Source organism: Streptomyces sp. WAC04114 (assembly GCF_019733245.1).
Taxonomy (GTDB): domain Bacteria; phylum Actinomycetota; class Actinomycetes; order Streptomycetales; family Streptomycetaceae; genus Streptomyces; species Streptomyces massasporeus_A.
This window is the reverse complement of record NZ_JAIGQA010000096.1, coordinates 1-21,003: the sequence shown is the minus strand read 5'-3', so window position 1 is coordinate 21,003 and position 21,003 is coordinate 1. Positions and strand designations below refer to the sequence as shown.

Sequence of the window (21,003 nt, the reverse complement as noted above, 5' to 3'; positions counted from 1 at the left end):
GCGGCGATCGTCTTCGTGAGGGTGGTCCAGTGAACCGACGGAATCTTCAAGAGAGGGACGGATAACCGGTGTCGACGCCGTTCTATGTCTCACCCCAACAGGCCATGGCCGACCGGGCGGAGTACGCCCGCAAGGGCATTGCCCGTGGTCGCAGCCTGGTCGTGCTGCAGTTTGCCGACGGCATCGTGTTCGTCGGCGAGAACCCGTCCCGTGCGCTGCACAAGTTCAGCGAGATCTACGACCGGATCGGCTTCGCGGCCGCCGGCAAGTACAACGAGTACGAGAACCTCCGGATCGGCGGCGTGCGCTACGCCGACCTGCGCGGTTACACCTACGACCGGGACGACGTGACGGCCCGGGGCCTGGCGAACGTGTACGCGCAGACGCTGGGCACGATCTTCTCCAGTGCCGCCGAGAAGCCGTACGAGGTGGAGCTGGTCGTCGCCGAGGTCGGGGAGACGCCCGAGGGCGACCAGATCTACCGGCTGCCGCATGACGGTTCCATCGTGGACGAGCACGGCTCGGTCGCGGTGGGCGGCAACGCCGAGCAGATCAGCAGCTATCTGGACCAGCGTCACCGGGAGGGCATGACGCTGGCGGAGGCGCTGAAGCTGGCGGTGCAGGCGCTGTCCCGCGACACCAACGGCGGCGAGCGGGAGATCCCCGCGGAGCGGCTCGAGGTGGCGGTGCTGGACCGTACGCGGCCGCAGAAGCGGAAGTTCAAGCGGATCAGCGGGCGGCAGTTGTCGCGGCTGCTCGGTGCGGAGGCCGCCGGCGGTGATGAGGAGGAGGCGTCGGAGGACGCCGAGTAGTTCTGACGTGGTGCGACGCGCTCCGGCCTGTGGGTTCCCGGCCGGGGCGCGTTGCCGTGTGCCGCTGGCTTTCGCCTTTGCGTTGGGCGGGGTCGGGGCCGCGCCGGGGGGTGTCCGTCCTCGGAACGGCGCGATGGGGCCGGAGGCCGACTGACTGTTCGTTGACGCGCCAACCGCTGCGGGCGGTCACCCCCCGACACGCCCCCTTGTGGTACGGCGGCTGCGGGTGCGTCGTGGCGCGCCCCCGCCCGGCTGCGGGCGCCCGTCCCGCCTAGCTGCGGGCATGCGTGCCGCTGGGGGCGGCACGGGTGGGCGCAGCGGCACCCGGCGACGCCGGGCTGCGGACCCACCCGGCCTCGGCACCGACGCAGCGGCACCCGGCGACGCCGGGCCGCGGACCCACCCCGCCCAAGCAGCAACCGCCCGCACGGTCAACGAGGCGGTGCCGTGGAGCTCCGTACGACCAGCTGGACCGGGATGTCGCCGCTCTCGGGGGCGCGGTCCTCCAGGACGGCCAGGAGGGCCCGCATGCCGTGCTCGCCGAAGAGCTCGGCGTTCAGGTGGACCGTCGTCAGCTCCGGGTCCATGGCCGTCGCGAGGGCCAGGTCGTCCACGCCCGTGACCGACAGGTCGTCCGGGATGCGCAGCCCCAGACGTCGGGCCGCCTTGTACGTGCCGGCCGCGAGCTGATCGTCGTCGCAGATCACGGCGGTGGGGCGAGCCCCGGGAGCCGAGAGCGCCGCCTCGGCGGAAGCCACGGCTCCTTCGATGGAGATCGGGGCCCGGGCCGTGCGGACCGATGTGCCCGCGACTTCCGCCAGCCTCGCCTGCAGCTCCCGCGCGCGTACCTCGAAGGTCCAGGAGGGCACGTCCGCCGCCAGGTGGAGGAAGCGACGGTGGCCCAGGGACAACAGGTGCTCCGCGACCTGGCGGACGCCGTCGGCGATGTCCAGGTTCACCGTCGCCGCGCCCAGGCTCCCGGCCGGGTCGCTGTCCAGCATCACCAACGGGAGTGCCTCGCCGCGGATCGCGGTCAGCGCGTCCGCGGCCATGGACGAGGCGATGACGCCGTCCAGGGCGGCCTGCGCGGAGGCGAAGGGGTCGCGTGCGGGGCCGATGCCCTCGGGGGAGGGGTAGAGGACCACGCCGAAGCCGTGCTCGGCGGCGACGCGGGCGGCGCCGGTGTAGACGCCGGCGAAGAACTCCGTGGTGAGGGCGGGGACGACCAGCAGGACCGTGCGGGTGCGGCCCAGGCGCAGATTGCGGGCGGCCAGGTTCGGCCGGTAGCCCAGGTCACGGGCGGCCTCCCGGACGCGCTCCGCCGTGGCCTCGGAGACCCGGCCGCGCCACTTGTCGCCGAGGACCAGGGACACGGCTGCCTGGGAGACGCCGGCGGCCTGGGCGACGTCCCGGCTCGTGGGGCGGGTGCTGCCTCGTGCCACCGTCGGCCTGCTCCTTCGTCTGGACTGGTGAACAGCGGACATGGTACGTATGGAAACCGAAGTTATACGTACAACCTTAGGCGGGGACGGCGGGGACATGGCCACGGGATACCTGGAGATCCTTCGGGCGCGGCACGCCGCCCGACTGCTCGTCGGCACGCTGGTCGGCCGGCTGCCCAACGCCACGGCCGCCATCGCGATCGTGCTGTTCGTGCGCGCGGAGGGCGGCACGTACAGCCTGGCGGGGGCGCTGGCGGCCGTCTACGGCGTCGCCAACGCCGTCGGCCAGCCCGTGCTGGGCAGGATCGTGGACCTGCGCGGGCAGCCGCGTGTGCAGCTGCCGGCGGCCGTCATGTCCGCGCTCGCGATGGCCCTCTTCGCCTTCTCCGGCATCGGATCGCTGCCGCTCGCCTACGCGGCCGTCGCCGGAGCCGGGCTCTTCACGCCGCCGCTGGAGGGCGGGCTGCGGGCGCTGTGGCCGTCCGTGCTGCGGCGGGAGGACCAGGTGCACACGGCGTACGCCATGGACGCCGTGGCCCAGGAGGTGATGTTCACCGTCGGACCGCTGCTCGTGACGCTGTGCGTGTCCCTGTGGTCGGCCCAGGCCGCGCTGCTCGTGCTGAACGTGATCGGGGTGCTGGGGGCGCTGTCCGTCGTCGTCTCGCCGCCCTCGCGTGCCTGGCGGTCGGCGCCGCGGGAGGCGCACTGGCTGGGCGCGCTGCGCTCGGCGGGACTGCTCGCGCTGCTGGCGGCGTTCCTGTTCATCGGGATGGCGCTCGGCTCCATCACGGTCGCCTCGGTGCCCTACGCGGACGCGCACGGGGGTGACGCCGTGTACGGCTGGCTGATGGCGGCGCTGGGATTCGGTGCGCTGGTGGGCGGCGCCTTCTACGGGGCCCGGCAGTGGGCCGGTGAGCCCGCGCGGCGACTCCAGGTCCTGGTGGCCCTTCTGGTGGTGTGTTACCTCCCGCTGATGCTCATGCCGGACGCGGTGCCCATGGTGGCGCTCACCGCGCTCGCCGGGGTCTTCCTCGCGCCCGCCATCGCGTGCGCGTTCGTCCTGGTCGACCGTCATGCCCCGCGCGGCACGGTCACCGAGGCGTTCTCCTGGCTGGTGACGACGTTCACTGTGGGCCACTCGGTCGGAGCGGGCGTCGCGGGGCCCGTCGTCGAGGCGGGCGGGGCCCTGTGGGGCTTCGCCGTGCCGGGTCTCGCCGGTGGCGTGTCTCTGCTGGTTTTGACCGCCACAGGACGGGTAGTCGCAGCTCCCGGCCAGGGAGCGGTTGTTGTGTCCGGTTCGGAAAATGATCCAAACCGTGCCCCCGAACCCCGTTTCAGTTCAGGGGATCGGGCGTAATGTTCCCTCATGGACCGCCGCATTTTCGGGCTGGAGAACGAGTACGGCGTCACGTGCACGTTCAGGGGACAGCGCCGCCTGTCTCCTGACGAGGTGGCGCGGTACCTCTTCCGCCGTGTCGTGTCATGGGGCCGCAGCAGCAATGTCTTTCTGCGAAACGGCGCCCGCCTCTATCTCGACGTGGGATCGCATCCGGAATACGCGACACCGGAATGCGACAACGTGACCGAACTGGTCACCCACGACAAAGCAGGCGAGCGCATTCTCGAGGGACTCCTGGTGGACGCCGAACGACGCCTGCACGAGGAGGGAATCGCGGGCGACGTCTACCTCTTCAAGAACAACACCGACTCGGCGGGCAACTCCTACGGCTGCCACGAGAACTATCTGGTCGCCCGGCACGGGGAGTTCTCCCGACTCGCGGACATTCTGATTCCGTTCCTGGTCACCCGGCAACTGCTGTGCGGTGCCGGCAAGGTGCTGCAGACGCCGCGCGGCGCCGTGTACTGCGTCAGCCAGCGAGCCGAACACATCTGGGAGGGCGTCTCCTCGGCGACGACCCGCTCCCGGCCCATCATCAACACGCGTGACGAGCCGCACGCGGACGCCGAGCGCTACCGCCGCCTGCACGTCATCGTGGGCGACTCCAACATGTCCGAGACGACCATGCTGCTCAAGGTCGGTGCCACCGACCTGGTGCTGCGCATGATCGAGGCGGGCACGGTGATGCGGGACCTCACCCTGGAGAACCCGATCCGGGCGATCCGCGAGGTCAGCCACGACATCACGGGCCGCCGCAAGGTACGCCTGGCCAGCGGACGCGAGGCCTCCGCCCTGGAGGTGCAGCGCGAGTACTACGAGAAGGCCCTGGACTTCTGCGAGCGCCGGGGCATCCGCACCGGCACCGTCGAGCAGGTCCTGGAGCTGTGGGGCCGCACGCTGGACGCGATCGAGGCCGAGGACCTCGACCGCATCGGCACCGAGATCGACTGGGTCATGAAGTACAAGCTCATCGAGCGGTACCGCGCCAAGCACAACATGACCATGTCGCACCCGCGGGTCGCGCAGATAGACCTCGCCTACCACGACATCCACCGCCGTCGTGGCCTGTACTACCTGCTCGAGAAGAAGGGCCAGGCGGCCCGTATCTGCAACGACTTGAAGATCTTCGAGGGCAAGTCCGTTCCGCCGCAGACCACTCGGGCCCGGCTGCGCGGCGACTTCATCCGGCGGGCCCAGGAACAGCGCCGTGACTTCACGGTCGACTGGGTGCACCTCAAGCTGAACGACCAGGCCCAGCGGACCGTACTGTGCAAGGACCCGTTCCGTTCCGTGGACGACCGGGTGGAGAAGCTGATCGCCGGAATGTGAGCCTGCGCCGGCCTCTCCGAATGCCGATGCCCGGAGGTTTTCACACCTCGGGGCATCGGCCTTTTCCGGCCCGGCTCCGGGCTTCGGGAGCGGCCCGGACGGCATCGTGTCGCGGGGTGAGGCGAGTGCGGAGCGTGTACGCCGTAGAGTGGCGCACATTGCCCCCCACTCCCGATCCCAGTTGGACTGATGAACTACAACACGAAACGCCTCGTGGCCGCGCTGCTGGCCGTTCCCGCCCTGTTGTTCACCGCCGCGTGCGGATCGGACGACGGGAACAACGGCGACGCGGCCGGAGGCGTCGCCGAGATCAAGGGGAAGGTCGGGGCGAAGCCCGAGATCTCCGTGCCCAAGGACGGCAAGCCGTCCGACAAGACCGTGGTCAAGACGGTCTCGGCGGGCAGCGGGACCCCGATCAAGGGCTCGGACTTCATCCGGCTGGACTGGACCGTCGAGAAGTGGGGCGGTGACCAGGAACTCGGCGGCACCTGGGCCGCGGGGGCGGCGGGTGACAAGGCGCCTCGCCGGCAGTCCATCGAGCAGATCGGCAAGCCCAGTCAGCAGCTTCCCGAGAAGGTCCTCGACGCGGTGAAGGGCAAGAAGCCGGGCAGCCGCATCCTGGTGCAGGGCACCGCGGGCGACCTGATCGGACAGAGTCTGAACACCTCCTCCGGGATCTCCGCCAAGGACGTGCTGATCTGGGTGGTCGACCCGGTCGGTGCCGCGAGTGTCGACGCCAAGGCCGAGGTCAAGGGCGAGCAGGCGCCCTCGGAGCCGGGCATGCCCGAGGTGAAGTCCCCGTCGCAGAAGGCCGCGGTCATCACCGTCCCCACGGGTGAGAAGGCTCCCAAGGAGCTCAAGGAGCAGGTGCTGATCAAGGGCGACGGCAAGAAGGTCGAGGCGGGCCAGGGGCTCATCGCCCAGTACACCGGGGTCAAGTGGGAGGACGGCAAGAAGTTCGACTCCTCCTGGGACCACGGCGGCGCCACGGCCTTCCAGATCGGCAACGGCTCCGTGGTGGCAGGCTGGGACAAGGGCCTCGTCGGCAAGCACGTGGGCGACCGGGTGCTGCTGGTGATCCCGCCCTCGCTGGGCTACGGCGCGAGCCCGCAGAGTGAGCTGGCCAAGAACACACTGGTCTTCACGGTGGACATCCTCGGCACGGTCTGACCCGTCCGGTCTGTGAGACTGTCCCCGACGCAGGTCACGTAACAAGGAGAGATGAAGTGAGCATCGACAAGCCCGAGATCGACTTCCCGGGCGGCGAGCCCCCGGCGGACCTCGAGATCAAGGACATCTGGGAGGGCGACGGCCCGGTCGCGCAGGCCGGCCAGACCGTCACCGTGCACTACGTGGGTGTCTCCTTCAGCACGGGCGAGGAGTTCGACGCCAGCTGGAACCGCGGCGCCCCGTTCCGCTTCCCGCTGGGCGGCGGCCGTGTCATCAAGGGCTGGGACCAGGGCGTGCAGGGCATGAAGGTCGGCGGCCGCCGCCAGCTGACCATCCCCGCCCACCTCGCCTACGGCGACCAGAGCCCGACCCCTCTGATCAAGCCCGGCGAGACGCTGATCTTCGTGGTCGACCTGCTCGGGGTCTGAGCAAGCTCCGACAGACTCGATCATGCGGGGCCCATGCCTGTTCGGGCATGGGCCCTCCGCTTTTGCCGTGCCACCGTGTGGCGGTACGGTCATCGCTCGTAAGCACCATAGGGAGGCGAAGCGCGTCGATGGCCATTGCCAAGGCCGAGCGGCTGATGAACCTGGCGCTGTGTCTGCTCGGGACACGCCGGCCGCTCAGCAAGCGTGAGCTGCGCGACTCCATCGAGGCCTACGTCGAAGCCTTCGGCCCGGGCAACGGCGCGACCGGCTCCGATGATTCGTTCAACCGCATGTTCGAGCGTGACAAGGACGACCTGCGGGAACTCGGGCTGGTCATCGAGACCGTCGAGAACCTCGACGGTGAGGTCGGCTACCTGGCCCGCCGTGACAGCAACCGTCTCCCGCCCATCACCCTGGACGCCGAAGAGGCCGCCGCCCTCGGGCTCGCCGCCAAGGTGTGGCAGCAGGCCAGGCTCGCCGGAGCGGCCAGCGGCGCCCTGCAGAAGCTGCGCGCGGCCGGGCTCCCCGAGGACGTCGACCCGTACGGGTCGCACGGCGCGCTGGAGCCGCGCATCCCGGTGCACGAGGCCGCCTTCGAGCCGCTGATGCTCGCCTGCCGGGACCGCCGGCCCGTCGCCTTCGACTACCGCAAGGCCACCGCGGCCCGCCCCGAGCAGCGGCACGTGGAGCCGTGGGCGCTGGAGTGCTGGCGGGGCCACTGGTACCTGGCGGGCTGGGACCGCGACCGGGGCGCCGAGAGAGTCTTCCGGCTGTCGCGGATCACCGGCAAGGTCCGCTCGCGCGGCGGCCGGTACACCGCTCCCGTACCCGACGTCGTCACCGTCCGGGAGACCGTGGCGAGCTGGGCGGGGGAGGTCGCCGACCGCTCGGCGCGGATCCGGCTGCGTGCGGGCGCGGGGTACCCCCTTCGGGCGAAGGCCACCTCCGTCCGGGAACTCGGCGACGGCTGGGACGAGTTGGAGATTCCGTACGGCCATGGGCTGGACGCCTGGCTGGTGGAGTTCGGGCCGGACGTGGTCGTCCTGGAGCCCGCCGAGCTGCGGGCCGACGTGGTGGACCGGCTGCGGGCCGTGGCCAAGGGCTGAGGGGGAGCGGAAAGACAGTGGCAGGCAAACCGGTCAGGCCCGTGAACGCCATCGACCAGACCCGGCGGATGCTCTCGCTGGTGACGTATCTGAGGGAGCGGCCCGGAGCCCGGGTCGAGGACGTCGCGCGCGCCTTCGGCATCAGCGAGGACGAGCTGGTCTCCGACCTCGACGTGCTGCCCATGTGCGGCACCAGCTTCCGCGGCGGCGATCTGCTCGACATCGACACCGACGGCGAGCGCATCTGGTGGCACAACCCGGCCGCCCTCGCAGCGGAAGCGGCCGAACCGCTCAGACTCGCCGCGGACGAGGCCACCGCCCTGCTCGTCGCCGCCCGGGCGGTGTCCACACTGCCCGGACTGCGCGAGAGCGACCGGCAGGCGCTGCTGCGGGCCACGGCCAAGGTGGAGACCGCGGCCGGCGAGGCCGCGGGCGCCAGCTCGCGCCTGTCGGTGACCTTCGAGGCCGAGGGCGGTGTCTTCGCGGACGTCGACCGGGCGATCGCCGAGCGCCGCAGACTGTGGATCCGCTACTACTCGCCCGCGCGCGACGAGGTCACCGAGCGGGAGATCGACCCCATCCGCCTGGTCAGCGTCGGGCACACCTATGTCGAGGCCTGGTGCCGCCGCTCCGAGGCGCGCCGCACCTTCCGGCTCGACCGGGTCGCCGAGATCAAGATCCTTGACGAGCCGTCTGCGCCGCCCGAGATCGAGCTGCGGGACCTCTCGGAAGCGCTGGTGCAGCCCGCGGCCGAGGACCCGGAGGTCGTGGTCGAGGTCGGGCCCGGCGGCCGCTGGGTCGCGGAGTACTACCCGCACGACAGTGCGGATGAGCTGCCGGACGGCGGACTGCGTATCACTCTGCGGACCCCCGAACCGGCGTCGCTGCGGCGCCTGGCCCTGCGGCTCGGGCGGGACGGCCGGATCGTGTCGCCGCCGGAGCTCGCCGACAGCGCCCGCCGGGCGGCCCGCGAGGCGCTGGCGGCGTACGACGGGATCGAGGCGGCGCGGACGACGAGCGCGGTGGAGGCCGACGCGCGCGAGCCGCACGCGGTTCCGGACGGGCCGGGCGACGGGCCCGAGTGATCCGCGGGCGCCCGTCGCCGGTCCACGGCCGGGCAGGGCCGGACCGCGAAAGCGGGCGTGGCGCCCCGGAGGCGAACGACCCCAGAAAGAGGAGCGAGGGCTTGAACGAGTCGGCGACGTCCGGTGGTGTCGGGGGCATGACGGTGGAGTCCGCGTTCTCCGGGATGAGAAGTGTGACCCCGGTCGTTTTCAGAGCGGGCTGCCCCGATTGCCGCGGGTCCTTCGAGCTCGCCGCGGGCGCCCTGCGCCTGGCTATCGGCGCCACGAACCGCACGACCTTCTACTCCTTCACCTGCCCGCAGTGCGGCGCGTCCGTCCGCAAGCCGGCGGGGGAGCGGATCGTGGAGCTGCTCACCGGCGGCGGCGTGCGGACCCTGCGGCTGCACTCCACCGTCTAGGACCCGTCCTAGAGGGTCGGGGCGTTCGCCCGTTCAGGAAGGTCTAGGCTCGGCGTCATGTTCTGGCCGATGTTCGCGGTTGCTGTGGGTTTCGTGGGTCTCGTCGTGCTCGGGGTGCTCGCCGTGCGGGTCTTCGTGGAGGCTGAGCGGCTGGGCAGGCAGGTCACGGACTCGGCGCGACGTATCAACAGGGCCGCCGAGGACCTGGAGCGGGCGGCGCAGACCGCGGCCCGCTCCGTGGATGCTCTGTGAGCCTGCCAAGCCTCGGCCATGAGGTTGCTTTTGGGACACTTCGCCCTGTCACCGCGGCGGTTCGTCCAGGTACGCTGCTGGTCGCGGCCCGGTTAACGAGGCACTGGTCGCGGACGGGAGTACGCACAGGGGATGCAGAGGGATTGCCTCACGTTTACCCCCGAGCGTTACGATCGCTGCCAACACGATCGTTCGGACATGTGTCCGACCGGTCGGACAGCACCCCACCACAGCCGCCTCGGTGAGAAGGTAAAGACTTATGTTCGGAAGGCTCGGAGCCCCCGAGATCATTCTCATCCTCGTCGTCATCATCCTGCTGTTCGGCGCGAAGAAGCTTCCGGACATGGCTCGGTCGCTCGGCAAGTCCGCCCGCATCCTCAAGAGCGAGGCCAAGGCGATGAAGGACGAGAACAAGTCCTCCACGACCCCGGCGGGGCCGCCCAACAGCGACGACCCCTCGCAGCGCACCATCCAGGCGGCGCCCGGCGACGTGACCAGCTCGCGCCCGGTCAACGAGCCCACGGACACGACCAAGCGCTGACGCAGGGCCGGTGACCTCCGGCCCGCCGCACGAGATGGGAACGTGGGTTGCTGAAGTCTGCCCGCAAGCAGGAGAGGGATCCCGAGGGGCGCATGCCCCTCGCGGAGCACCTTCGCGAGCTCCGCAACCGGCTCGCCAAGGCGATCCTGGCGATCGTCGTCGTCACGGTCTTCGCCGCCTTCTTCTACAACGACATCATCAACTTGATCACCAAGCCGATCCTCGACTCGGTCGGCTGTGACAAGACCTTCGCGGAGCTGGCCCAGTCGCAGCCAGACGCGAAGCCCTGTGCGCAGATCACCATCAACGGCCTGCTCACCCCCTTCACGCTGGCGCTGAAGGTGTCGCTGATGGCCGGCGTCGTCCTGGCCTCCCCGATCTGGCTCTACCAACTGTGGGCCTTCGTCGCGCCGGGCCTGCACCGGCACGAGAAGAAGTACGCCTACGCCTTCGTCGCCACCGGCGCCCCGCTGTTCATCGTCGGCGCCTACTTCGCGTACACGGTGCTTCCCACCACGGCCAAGGTCCTCCTGGAGTTCACCCCGGGCGGCACGTCCAACCTCCTTCCGCTGGACGACCTGCTCGACCTGGTCATGCGGATGGTGCTCGTCTTCGGCCTCTCCTTCGAGCTGCCGCTGCTGCTCATCATGCTCAACCTCACCGGGGTACTGACCGGCAAGCGCATGCTCGGCTGGTGGCGCGGCATGATCATGGGCATCACGGTCTTCGCGGCCATCGCCACTCCCAGTACCGACCCGCTGACCATGCTGGCGCTGGCGGCACCGATCTGGATCCTGTACTTCGCGGCCGTCGCCTTCTCCCTGGTCAACGATCGCCGCAAGGCCCGGCGCGAGGCCCTCGGCCCCGCCGACGACGAGGCCTCCGAGCTGGATCTCACCCCCGACGACATCGGCGAGATCGAGCCCGTGACCACCAGCCGGGCCGCCCTGCCCGAGCAGGCGAGCTCGGACCGCTCGGACCGGGTCAACGGTTATGACGACGTGACCTGAAGATCGGCGGACAGCTCATAGGGTCGGTCCCGTGACCAGCGAGATCACCCTCTTCGTCAACCCCACCGCGGGCCGCGGCCGGGGCGCCCGCGCGGCGCAGCCGGCCGCTTCCGCGTTGCGGGCGGCCGGCTTCTCGGTGCGGACGGTCCTCGGGGAGGACGCCGCGGACGCCCTGGTACGCGCGCGTGCCGCCGTCGAGGCCGGCACGGGCGCGCTGATCGCCGTCGGGGGCGACGGGATGGCGGCCCTCGCGCTGCGGGCGGTCGCGGGCACCCGCACCCCGCTCGGCCTGGTCGCCGTCGGCACCGGGAACGACTTCGCCCGCGCCCTCGGCCTGCCCGTGCGGGAGCCGGCCGCCGCGGGCCGCATGATCGCCGACGCCCTCAAGTGCGGCCGGATCCGCGACATCGACCTCGGGCAGGTCGGCGACCGCTTCTTCGGCACGGTCCTCGCCTCCGGCTTCGACTCCCGCGTCAACGACCGAGGCAACCGCATGAGATGGCCCACCGGCCGCCTCAAGTACGACCTGGCGATGATCGGCGAACTCGCCGGGTTCCGTCCCGTCCCGTACCGGATCCGGCTCGACGACGACGAGGTCCTGGAGGTCGAGGCGACACTGGTGGCCGTCGGGAACGGCTCCTCGTACGGTGGCGGCATGCGGATCTGTCCCGGCGCCGACCTGACCGACGGGCTGTTCGACGTCACGGTGGTCGGGGACTGCAGCCGCACCACACTGCTGCGGGTGTTCCCGAGGGTGTACCGGGGGACGCACGTCGACCATCCGAAGGTGACCGTGCTGCGGGCGGCCCGGGTCGAGATCGCCGCCGAGGGCGTCACCGGCTACGCCGACGGGGAGCCGCTCGGCCCGCTGCCGCTGAGTGCGCGCTGTGTGCGCGGGGGCGTGCGGGTCGTCGGCCCCTGAGGTCCGCCGCCCCTGAGCTGCGCCGATCCCCGGTTTCACAGGAACGGATCCGGATAATGATCGTCCTGTTGTCAGTGCGGCCCGGTACGCTCGAAAGCACGATGACAGAGGACCTCTCACCGGCCGAGCGGTACGCGGCAGCCCGCCTGCGGGCAGCCGAGCAGGCCACCGCGCTCGCGGGCTTCCGCGAGATGTACGACTTCGGTCTCGACCCCTTCCAGATCGAGGCCTGCCAGGCGCTCGAGGAAGGGAAGGGCGTGCTGGTCGCGGCGCCCACCGGCTCCGGCAAGACGATCGTCGGCGAGTTCGCCGTCCACCTCGCCCTCCAGCAGGGCAAGAAGTGCTTCTACACGACACCCATCAAGGCGCTGTCGAACCAGAAGTACGCCGACCTGTGCCGCCGCTACGGCACGGACAAGGTGGGCCTGCTCACCGGCGACAACAGCGTCAACTCCGAAGCGCCGGTGGTCGTGATGACCACCGAGGTGCTGCGGAACATGCTCTACGCCGGCTCCCAGACCCTCCTGGGCCTCGGCTACGTGGTCATGGACGAGGTGCACTACCTCTCCGACCGGTTCCGGGGTGCCGTCTGGGAGGAAGTGATCATTCACCTTCCCGAGTCGGTCACGCTCGTCTCGCTCTCGGCGACCGTGTCGAACGCCGAGGAGTTCGGCGACTGGCTCGACACGGTCCGCGGCGACACCGAGGTGATCGTCTCCGAGCACCGGCCCGTGCCGCTGTTCCAGCACGTGCTGGCCGGACGGCGGATGTACGACCTGTTCGAGGAGGGCGAGGGCCACAAGAAGGCCGTCAACCCCGACCTCATGCGCATGGCGCGGATGGAGGCGAGCCGGCCGTCGTACCAGGACCGGCGGCGCGGCCGGTCCATGCGCGAGGCCGACCGTGAGCGCGAGCGTCGGCAGCGGTCCCGGATCTGGACGCCGAGCAGGCCCGAGGTCATCGAGCGGCTCGACGCCGAGGGGCTGCTGCCCGCCATCACCTTCATCTTCAGCCGCGCCGCCTGCGAGGCCGCCGTCCAGCAGTGCCTGCACGCGGGACTGCGGCTCAACGACGAGGAGGCGCGCGAGCGGGTCCGCACCCTGGTCGAGGAGCGCACCGCCTCCATCCCGACCGAGGACCTGCACGTCCTCGGCTACTACGAATGGCTCGAGGGCCTGGAGCGCGGCATCGCCGCCCACCACGCGGGCATGCTGCCGACCTTCAAGGAGGTCGTCGAGGAACTGTTCGTGCGCGGCCTGGTCAAGGCCGTGTTCGCGACCGAGACCCTCGCCCTCGGCATCAACATGCCCGCCCGCTCGGTGGTGCTGGAGAAGCTCGTCAAGTGGAACGGCGAGCAGCACGCGGACATCACGCCGGGCGAGTACACGCAGTTGACGGGACGCGCGGGGCGACGCGGTATCGACGTCGAGGGCCACGCCGTGGTGCTGTGGCAGCGCGGCTCCAGCCCCGAGCACCTCGCGGGCCTGGCCGGCACGCGCACCTACCCGTTGCGGTCCAGCTTCAAGCCGTCGTACAACATGGCGGTCAACCTGGTCGAGCAGTTCGGGCGGCACCGCTCGCGTGAGCTGCTGGAGACGTCCTTCGCGCAGTTCCAGGCGGACAAGTCGGTCGTCGGCATCTCCCGGCAGGTGCAGCGCAACGAGGAAGGTCTGGAGGGCTACAAGGCCTCCATGACCTGCCACCTCGGCGACTTCGAGGAGTACGCGCGGCTGCGCCGCGAACTGAAGGACCGGGAGAACGAGATCGCCCGGCAGGGCGCGGCACAGCGGCGCGCCGAGGCCGCCGTCGCGCTGGAGAAGCTGAAGCCCGGTGACGTCATCCACGTGCCCACCGGCAAGTACGCCGGCCTGGCGCTGGTGCTCGACCCGGGCCTGCCGGCGGGCCGTTCCAACGGCCACCGCGGCTTCGAGCACCACGACGGGCCGCGCCCGCTGGTGCTGACCGCCGAGCGGCAGGTGAAGCGGCTGGCGTCCATGGACTTCCCGGTGCCCGTCGAGCCGCTGGAGCGGATGCGGATCCCGAAGTCCTTCAACCCCCGCTCCCCGCAGTCCCGTCGGGACCTCGCCTCGGCGCTGCGCACCAAGGCCGGGCACATCCCGGCCGACCGGCACCGCAAGCGGCGCTCCCAGGCGGCCGACGACCGTGAGATCGCCCGGCTGCGGACAGCGCTCCGCGCGCATCCCTGCCACGGCTGCAACGACCGTGAGGACCACGCCCGTTGGGCCGAGCGGTACCACCGGCTGCTGCGCGACACCTCGCAGCTGGAGCGGCGGATCGAGGGCCGCACGAACACGATCGCCCGGACGTTCGACCGCATCGTGGCGCTGCTGACCGAGCTGGACTACCTGCGCGGCGACGAGGTCACCGAGCACGGCAAGCGGCTCGCCCGGCTGTACGGCGAGCTGGACCTGCTCGCCAGCGAGTGTCTGCGCGCGGGTGTCTGGGAGGGCCTGGGCCCGGCCGAACTGGCCGCGTGCGTCTCGGCGCTGGTGTTCGAGGCGCGGGCCGCGGACGACGCCATGGCGCCGAAGGTGCCGTCCGGGAAGGCCAAGGCCGCGCTGGGCGAGATGGTGCGGATCTGGGGGCGGCTGGACGCGCTGGAGGAGGATTTCCGGATCACCCAGACCGAGGGGGTCGGGCAGCGCGAGCCCGATCTCGGCTTCGCCTGGGCCGCGTACGAGTGGGCCTCCGGGAAGGGGCTCGACGAGGTGCTGCGCGAGGCGGAGATGCCGGCGGGGGACTTCGTGCGGTGGTGCAAGCAGGTCATCGACGTGCTGGGTCAGATCGCGGCGGCGGCTCCGCAGGGATCTTCCGTGGTGAAGAACGCGCGTAAGGCCGTTGATCTGTTGCTGCGGGGGGTTGTCGCCTACTCGTCGGTGGGGTGACGGTCAGAAAGACGTCGTACCGAGGCCCATTCACCCGTCACGGTGAGTGGGCTTTCGTATGCCTGTGCGCCGTCACTTAGTGCATTCGAACGACGTCGCAGCGTGTAAGCGACCGAGCGTACTATCCCTCCGCATCCGCTTTCCGGCAGTTGCTGAATATGACACGGCGATGATCCGGTCGGACTAAGCTCGCCCGCAGCGCACCGGCTTGAGATGAATTCGTGCGCTTGTTCCCCAATGTGCGGAAGATCCCGACAGCTTCATGACATACCCCCCTGCAAGTCCCCCCGAACCTCAGTCGACTCCTGTCAGAAGGCCCACATGGTGAGTGTTCAATCCCCTCCCGGTCGCCGTGAACTCCCCTACGCGCGCGTGCTGTTGCTGCCCGCCATAGTCATGGCCGCGGCGACCGGAGCCGCCGTCGCCCTGGTGGCGGAGCCGGCCCGGGGCGCCGTCGGCTGGTGCGGCGGCATCGCCACCGCGCTGGTGCTCGCCACGGCGGCCGAGGCGGTGCGCCGCGGCCGTGTGCTGCGCAACCAGCGTGCGGAGCACGCCCGGCACAGCGCGCATCTGGAACAGCGGATCGCCGCCCACGAGAACGAACTGGTCCACTTCTCCCGGGAGATCGTGCCCGCCGCGCTCAATCTGCTGCGCACCGGAGAACCCCCCAGGGAGGTGATTCGCAAGCTCGGCCTCTCCAACCCCGCGTTCCGCAACCTGCCCGCCCCGCAGGCAGAGACGCTGCTGACGGTGCTCAAGATCGTCGACCGCGAAGTCACCATGCGCGACGCGGCCGCGCGTTCCTTCGTCAGTGTCGCCCGGCGCGTCCAGGCGATCATCCACCAGCAGGCCGAGGAACTCCGGGAGATGGAGGAGGACCACGGCCGCAACCCCGAGGTCTTCGACGACCTGCTGCGCATCGACCACGGCAACGCCCTGATCGGCCGCCTGGCCGACTCCGTCTCCGTCCTCGGCGGCGGCCGCCCCGGGCGGCAGTGGCCCCAGCCGGTGTCCCTGTACAGCACCCTGCGCGGCGCCATGTCCCGCATCCTGGAGTACCGGCGCATCCAGCTGTCCTCCATCGCCAAGATCAGCGTCAAGGGCATCTACGTCGAGCCGGTCATCCACGCCGCCGCCGAACTCCTCGACAACGCCACGCGCTACTCGCCGCCGCAGACCAAGGTGCACGTCACCGCGACCGAGGTGCAGACCGGCGTCTGCATCGAGATCGAGGACGGCGGCGTCAACCTCAACGAGGAGGCCCGCGCCCGGATCGAGGGCATGCTGGAGGACGCCAAGGCCGGCATCGACCTCCAGGACATCGGCGAGCACCCGCGCCTGGGACTGGCCGTCGTGGGCCGGCTCTGCACGGCGTACAACATGCAGGTCTCGCTGCGCGCCTCCGCGTACGGCGGCGTCCGGGCCATCCTCATCGTGCCCAGCGAGATGATCACCCACGAGCCCGGCGTCGGACTCGCCCACGGCATCGGCGCCACCGGCATCCCCATGACGGTCGGCATCCCCGAGGGCCCGAAGCGCGCGCCCAAGAGGCGACGCCCCACCAGCCCGAAGATCCCCGCCACGGTCTCCATGGAGGACGACGACGTCCCCGAGGTCACCGAGTGGACCGCGAACGGCCTGCCGCAGCGCCGCAGCAAGGTGAAGATGCCCCTCGCCGAGCGGCTCGCCCAGCAGGCGGCCAACGAGAAGGCCGACCAGGAGGCCGCCGAACGGGGTGAGTTCAACCCCTGGGCCACCCCGGAGCCCGAGCCCAAGTCATGGCACGACATGTCGTCCCCCGACGCCCCCGGCAAGGGCCTCGAAGCCTTCTGGGAGGGACTCAAGCAGGGCATCGAGCCCGGCACCCACCCGACCGACTTCATCCGGAACCCGCACAAGTACCTGCACCTGATCAACGACCCGGCCCCCACCGAGGCCGATGACGAGGGGGATCTCAAGTGATCCAGCAGCGAGGCAACTTCGACTGGATGCTCAAGCAACTCGCCGACGGCGTGCCGGGCATCGAGATGATCGTGGTGCTCTCGGCAGACGGCCTGCGCATCGCACGCTACGGCGGCGAGCCGGACGCCGCCGACCGGGTCGCCGCGGCCTGCGCCGGCCTGCAGTCCCTCGCGGGCAGCATCTGCCAGGAACTCACCGTGGGCGACGGCGAGATGAAGCTCGTCATGATCGAGATCGACCAGGGCTACTTCTACCTGATGGGCGCGGGCGCCAACGCCTTCCTCGCGGTGCTCTCCGACGTACGGTGCGAACCCGGCCGGATGAGCGCCATGATGCGCGACCTGGTCGTACGGATCGGCGGCCACCTCACCAGTCCGCCCCGGCGGAACGGGCAGATCGTATGACGCCTCCCCAACGCCAGAGGCGCGACCTCGCCCCGGAGCCGGCCACGCCCCAGGAGGGCGACGGCAAGCCCGGCAACCCGGAGCGGATGTACGTGGTGGCCGGCCCCGACGGCGAACGGGCCGAGCTCGACCTGGTGACCTTAATCGTGGCGCGTGCCACGGATCCGCCGCCCTCCGCCTCTCCCGAGCAGGCGGCGCTGCTCCGACTCTGCGCCGCCCCCCTGTCCGTGGCCGAGCTGTCGGCCTACCTCCACCTGCCGTTCAGCGCGATGGGCGTGCTGCTCACCGAGTTGCTGACGGCGGAACTGGTGCAGGCGCGCGCCCCGATCGTCCGCAAGGCGCGCTCCGACCGTTCCCTCCTCGAAGCGGTGATGAATGGACTACAACGGCTCTGACACCATCCCGGGCCCCCGGGCCGAGGACCAGCTGCCCCACACGGCACAGGCCGCGGCCAAGATCGTGATCGTGGGTGGCTTCGGCGTCGGCAAGACGACCATGGTCGGCTCGGTCAGCGAGATCACACCGCTGACCACCGAGGAGACCATGACGCAGGCCGGCATCGGTGTCGACGACAACTTCGGCTCCGCGTCCAAGACGGCCACCACCGTGGCCATGGACTTCGGCCGGATCAGCATCACCGAACAGCTGGTGCTCTACCTCTTCGGCACACCCGGCCAGCAGCGCTTCTGGTTCCTGTGGAACGGCCTGTTCGAGGGCGCGCTCGGCGCGGTGGTGCTGGTCGACACCCGGCGCCTGGAGGTCAGCTTCGACGTCATGGGGCGCCTGGAGGAGCGCGGCGTGCCCTTCGTCGTCGCCATCAACTCCTTCCCGGACGCCCCCCGTTACGCCATCGAGGAGCTGCGCACGGCCCTCGACCTGACGCCGGACATCCCGATCATCGAGTGCGACGCGCGGCGGCGGGCCTCAAGCCGCGACGTCCTGATGACACTCATGCGCTTCCTGCACTCGCTCGCCATGACGGGCGCGCGCACCTGATCCGTGTCCGCCCACCCCACCTCCCTCCCCCCATGACACCTGGAAAGCTTCGGAGCGATCACTGTGACGCCTGAATCCCACGCCCCGACCAGCACGGACGACGACCTCCGGCCCGGCCCGCCCCCCGGCTGCCCCGCGCACGGCCTCGGGCCCGGGGGACTGCACCGGCTGCACGAGGCGGAGGACCTCGGAGCGCTGTACGAGCAACTGCGGGAGCAGCACGGTCCCGTGGCGCCCGTGCTGCTCCACGACGACGTGCCGATGTGGATCGTCCTCGGCCACGCCGAGAACCTCCACATGGTGCGCTCGCCCTCGCAGTACTGCCGGGACAGCCGGATCTGGACCCCGCTCAGGGAGGGCCTCGTCAAGCCCGACCACCCGCTGATGCCGCACATCGCCTGGCAGCCCATCGCCTCGCACGCCGAGGGCGACGAGCACAAGCGGCTGCGCGGCGCGGTCATGGGGGCCATCTCCACGATCGACTTCCGCAGCCTGCGCCGCTACATCAACCGCAGTACGCAGGTGATCGTCAACCGGTTCTGCGAGGCGGGCGAGGCGGAACTCGTCAGCCAGTTCACCGAGCACCTGCCGATGGCGGTGATGTGCGAGATCCTCGGCATGCCCGACGAGTACAACGACCGGCTCGTCGAGGCCGCCCGTGACGCGCTCAAGGGCACCGAGACGGCCATCGCCAGCCACTCCTACGTCATGGAGGCCCTGAGCCGGCTCACCGCCCTGCGCCGCGCCCAGCCGGAGGAGGACCTCGCCAGCTACCTGATCACGCACCCGGCCCGGCTGAGCGACGACGAGGTCAGGGAGCATTTGCGCCTGGTGCTCTTCGCCGCCTACGAGGCCACCACCAACCTGCTGTCCAACGTGCTGCTCACGGTGCTGATCGACCCGCGCTTCCGGGCCCAGCTCAACGGCGGCCAGATGACGGTGCCGGAGGCGGTGGAGCAGTCCCTGTGGAACGAACCGCCGTTCAGCACGGTCTTCGCCTACTTCGCCAAGCAGGAGACCGAGCTGGGCGGGCAGCGTATCCGCCGCGGCGACGGGCTGCTCTTCGCGCCGCTCCCGGCCAACGTCGACCCTCGGGTTCGGCCGGACCTGAAGGCCAGCATGCAGGGCAACCGCTCCCACCTCGCCTTCGGCGGCGGCCCGCACGAGTGCCCCGGGCAGGACATCGGCCGCTCCATCGCCGACGTGGGCGTCGACGCGCTGCTGATGCGGCTGCCGGACGTGGAACTCGACTGCGACGAGGAGGAGTTGCGCTGGACGGCGTCCATCGCCTCCCGGCACCTGGTGGAGCTGCCGGTGCAGTTCGCGCCCAAGCCACCGCAGGACGTGCAGGAGGTGCCCAACCACAAGCCGGTCGCAGCCCAGCGCTCTGACTGGCAGATCGGCACCGCGCAGCCGCAGGCAGCCGCACCGGCCGCCGCACAGCCCCAGCCGGTCGCCGCGCAGCCGCAGCCGGTCGCGGTGCAGCCCCAGCCGGTGCCGGTGCCCGGGCAGTCCGCTGTCGCGGAACCGGTCCGCCGCAAGGGTGTCTGGCAGCGGTTCCTGAGCTGGTGGCGCGGCTACTGACCGTCTGACGGGCCGTCGTACCCGCCGGCGGCCCACCGGTCGTACGACGCCCAGGCCGCGAGTACCCGGCCGCTGTGGAACCGGTGCTCCTCGCCCGTGACCGGGTCGGTGAACTCCAAGGACCGCGCGAGCAGTTGGAGCGGACGGCGGAAGTCGCCGGCGGGCACGGGCGCGGTCACATCCGGGTAGAGCGGGTCGCCGAGGATCGGCACGCCCAGTGTGTTCAGGTGGACGCGCAGCTGGTGCGTCTGCCCGGTGGCGGGGGTGAGCCGGTACCGGGCGAGTCCACCGGGCCCGCCGGGGTGTTCGCGGTGCTCGACCAGCTCGACACGGCTCACGGCGTTGGGCTCGCCCGGCAGCTCCCGGGCCGTGAGCACCCCGCGCTCCTTCACGATCCGGCTGCGGACGGTCCGGGGCAGGGCGAGGGCGGGGTCGTACCGGGCGACGGCCTCGTACTCCTTGCGGATCCGGCGGTCGCGGAACAGCGACTGATACGCCCCGCGCTCTTCGGGGCGCACCGTGAACAGCACGAGTCCCGCGGTGAGCCGGTCCAGCCGGTGCGCCGCGGTGAGCTGGGGGAGGTCCAGCTCGCGGCGGAGCCGGGCCAGCGCGGTCTCGGCGACGTGGCCGCCACGCGGGGTTGTGGCGAGGAAGTGCGGCTTGTCGGCGACCACGATGTGCTCGTCCCGGTGCACGACCGGCACCGGGAAGGGCACCGGCACCTCGTCGGGCAGGTCCCGGTGGAACCACACGAACATCCCCGGCACGAAGGGCGCGTCCGGGGCCACGGGCCGTCCGTCCGCCCCGACGATCCGGCCGGCGTCGAACATGCCGTCGACGACTCCGGCGCCCGCTCCCGAGAGCCGCTCCACCAGGTGCGCACGCACTGTGCCCCATGCCCCCGTGGCGGGCAGCCGCACGCGCACCGGGTCCACCCCGTGGCGCTGCGGCAGGGGAGAGGGCGGGATGCGGGTCTTGCGTCTCATCGCGGCCCAGCGTACGAGGCGGGTGTGCGGGGGCGGAAAATGTCTGGGACCGCCCGGCGGGTCTTGCCAGGATGCGGGGATGCCGTTCCCTGATCAGGCCGGTCCTGACCTCCGGGGCCCTCGCGGACGCGCCCGCGGTGTACGAGGCCTTCCAGGACCCCGCGCTGCACCCGTGGGACGCCCGCGCCGCGGACTCCGCGGCGGAGGCCGGTGACGGATCCGGGCCTGGCATCAGGCGTGGGAGGGGGAGGGGAGGGGGAAGCGCACTGGG

The 21,003-nt window shown here is 70.9% G+C and carries 20 protein-coding genes; 18 read left to right on the top strand and 2 right to left on the bottom strand.

Features of this window, described 5'->3' with window-relative positions; all coding sequences use genetic code 11:
• The first annotated feature begins 68 nt into the window (after positions 1 to 68).
• Positions 69 to 812, top strand: a complete 744-nt coding sequence (prcA, locus tag K4G64_RS23300; protein WP_221757967.1) for a proteasome subunit alpha — start codon at positions 69 to 71, stop codon at positions 810 to 812.
• A 431-nt stretch (positions 813 to 1,243) separates the two neighbouring features.
• Here the strand turns inward: prcA and K4G64_RS23295 are convergent, their stop codons facing one another.
• Positions 1,244 to 2,296: a LacI family DNA-binding transcriptional regulator gene (locus K4G64_RS23295; protein WP_221757966.1), complete on the bottom strand. Its 1,053-nt coding sequence runs from the start codon at positions 2,294 to 2,296 to the stop codon at positions 1,244 to 1,246.
• A gap of 55 nt (positions 2,297 to 2,351) precedes the next feature.
• Between K4G64_RS23295 and K4G64_RS23290 the strand changes: the two genes are divergently transcribed.
• The 17 genes from K4G64_RS23290 to K4G64_RS23210 all read left to right on the top strand — a co-directional run bounded on the left by K4G64_RS23290 (position 2,352) and on the right by K4G64_RS23210 (position 19,746).
• Positions 2,352 to 3,611, top strand: coding sequence for an MFS transporter (locus K4G64_RS23290; protein ID WP_221757965.1), 1,260 nt, complete (start codon positions 2,352 to 2,354; stop codon positions 3,609 to 3,611).
• 9 nt (positions 3,612 to 3,620) lie between these two features.
• A complete protein-coding gene (pafA, locus tag K4G64_RS23285; RefSeq protein ID WP_031106199.1) occupies positions 3,621 to 4,982 on the top strand; it encodes a Pup--protein ligase in 1,362 nt (453 codons plus the stop codon).
• 189 nt (positions 4,983 to 5,171) lie between these two features.
• The gene (locus K4G64_RS23280; RefSeq protein ID WP_221757964.1) at positions 5,172 to 6,152 is read left to right on the top strand and encodes an FKBP-type peptidyl-prolyl cis-trans isomerase; all 981 of its coding nucleotides are present in this window, start codon (positions 5,172 to 5,174) and stop codon (positions 6,150 to 6,152) included.
• A gap of 56 nt (positions 6,153 to 6,208) precedes the next feature.
• On the top strand, positions 6,209 to 6,580 hold the full coding sequence (locus K4G64_RS23275; protein ID WP_221757963.1) for an FKBP-type peptidyl-prolyl cis-trans isomerase: 372 nt from the start codon (positions 6,209 to 6,211) through the stop codon (positions 6,578 to 6,580).
• 128 nt (positions 6,581 to 6,708) lie between these two features.
• A complete protein-coding gene (locus K4G64_RS23270; protein ID WP_030848636.1) occupies positions 6,709 to 7,686 on the top strand; it encodes a YafY family protein in 978 nt (325 codons plus the stop codon).
• A gap of 17 nt (positions 7,687 to 7,703) precedes the next feature.
• Positions 7,704 to 8,771 carry a WYL domain-containing protein gene (locus tag K4G64_RS23265; protein WP_308122467.1) on the top strand — a complete coding sequence of 356 codons (1,068 nt, stop codon included), beginning with the start codon at positions 7,704 to 7,706 and terminating at the stop codon, positions 8,769 to 8,771.
• A 101-nt stretch (positions 8,772 to 8,872) separates the two neighbouring features.
• Positions 8,873 to 9,169: a hypothetical protein gene (locus K4G64_RS23260; RefSeq protein WP_221757962.1), complete on the top strand. Its 297-nt coding sequence runs from the start codon at positions 8,873 to 8,875 to the stop codon at positions 9,167 to 9,169.
• 57 nt (positions 9,170 to 9,226) lie between these two features.
• Positions 9,227 to 9,421: a hypothetical protein gene (locus K4G64_RS23255; RefSeq protein WP_221757961.1), complete on the top strand. Its 195-nt coding sequence runs from the start codon at positions 9,227 to 9,229 to the stop codon at positions 9,419 to 9,421.
• 259 nt (positions 9,422 to 9,680) lie between these two features.
• On the top strand, positions 9,681 to 9,962 hold the full coding sequence (gene tatA / locus K4G64_RS23250; protein WP_221757960.1) for a Sec-independent protein translocase subunit TatA: 282 nt from the start codon (positions 9,681 to 9,683) through the stop codon (positions 9,960 to 9,962).
• 47 nt (positions 9,963 to 10,009) lie between these two features.
• A complete protein-coding gene (tatC, locus tag K4G64_RS23245) occupies positions 10,010 to 10,972 on the top strand; it encodes a twin-arginine translocase subunit TatC (protein ID WP_221757959.1) in 963 nt (320 codons plus the stop codon).
• Positions 10,973 to 11,003: 31 nt separating this feature from the next.
• Complete coding sequence (locus K4G64_RS23240) at positions 11,004 to 11,894, top strand: diacylglycerol kinase (protein WP_221757958.1); 891 nt, start codon at positions 11,004 to 11,006, stop codon at positions 11,892 to 11,894.
• Between the two features lie 56 nt (positions 11,895 to 11,950).
• On the top strand, positions 11,951 to 14,800 hold the full coding sequence (locus K4G64_RS23235) for an RNA helicase (RefSeq protein ID WP_221757957.1): 2,850 nt from the start codon (positions 11,951 to 11,953) through the stop codon (positions 14,798 to 14,800).
• A gap of 321 nt (positions 14,801 to 15,121) precedes the next feature.
• Entirely contained in the window at positions 15,122 to 16,762 is a 1,641-nt protein-coding gene (locus tag K4G64_RS23230; protein ID WP_221757956.1) for a sensor histidine kinase KdpD, read from the top strand.
• Positions 16,759 to 17,166 (top strand): roadblock/LC7 domain-containing protein, encoded by a 408-nt coding sequence (locus tag K4G64_RS23225; RefSeq protein WP_053673866.1) that lies wholly within the window; start codon positions 16,759 to 16,761, stop codon positions 17,164 to 17,166. The genes K4G64_RS23230 and K4G64_RS23225 overlap by 4 nt, the downstream gene beginning before the upstream one ends.
• Positions 17,163 to 17,561 carry a DUF742 domain-containing protein gene (locus K4G64_RS23220; RefSeq protein ID WP_221757955.1) on the top strand — a complete coding sequence of 133 codons (399 nt, stop codon included), beginning with the start codon at positions 17,163 to 17,165 and terminating at the stop codon, positions 17,559 to 17,561. Before K4G64_RS23225 ends, K4G64_RS23220 begins: the two co-directional genes overlap by 4 nt.
• Positions 17,542 to 18,162 (top strand): ATP/GTP-binding protein, encoded by a 621-nt coding sequence (locus K4G64_RS23215; RefSeq protein WP_221757954.1) that lies wholly within the window; start codon positions 17,542 to 17,544, stop codon positions 18,160 to 18,162. Before K4G64_RS23220 ends, K4G64_RS23215 begins: the two co-directional genes overlap by 20 nt.
• A gap of 63 nt (positions 18,163 to 18,225) precedes the next feature.
• On the top strand, positions 18,226 to 19,746 hold the full coding sequence (locus K4G64_RS23210) for a cytochrome P450 (protein ID WP_221757953.1): 1,521 nt from the start codon (positions 18,226 to 18,228) through the stop codon (positions 19,744 to 19,746).
• Here K4G64_RS23210 and K4G64_RS23205 read toward each other — a convergent pair.
• Positions 19,740 to 20,732 (bottom strand): pseudouridine synthase, encoded by a 993-nt coding sequence (locus K4G64_RS23205; RefSeq protein WP_221757952.1) that lies wholly within the window; start codon positions 20,730 to 20,732, stop codon positions 19,740 to 19,742. The two genes, K4G64_RS23210 and K4G64_RS23205, sit on opposite strands and share 7 nt — an antisense overlap.
• Positions 20,733 to 21,003: the final 271 nt, after the last annotated feature.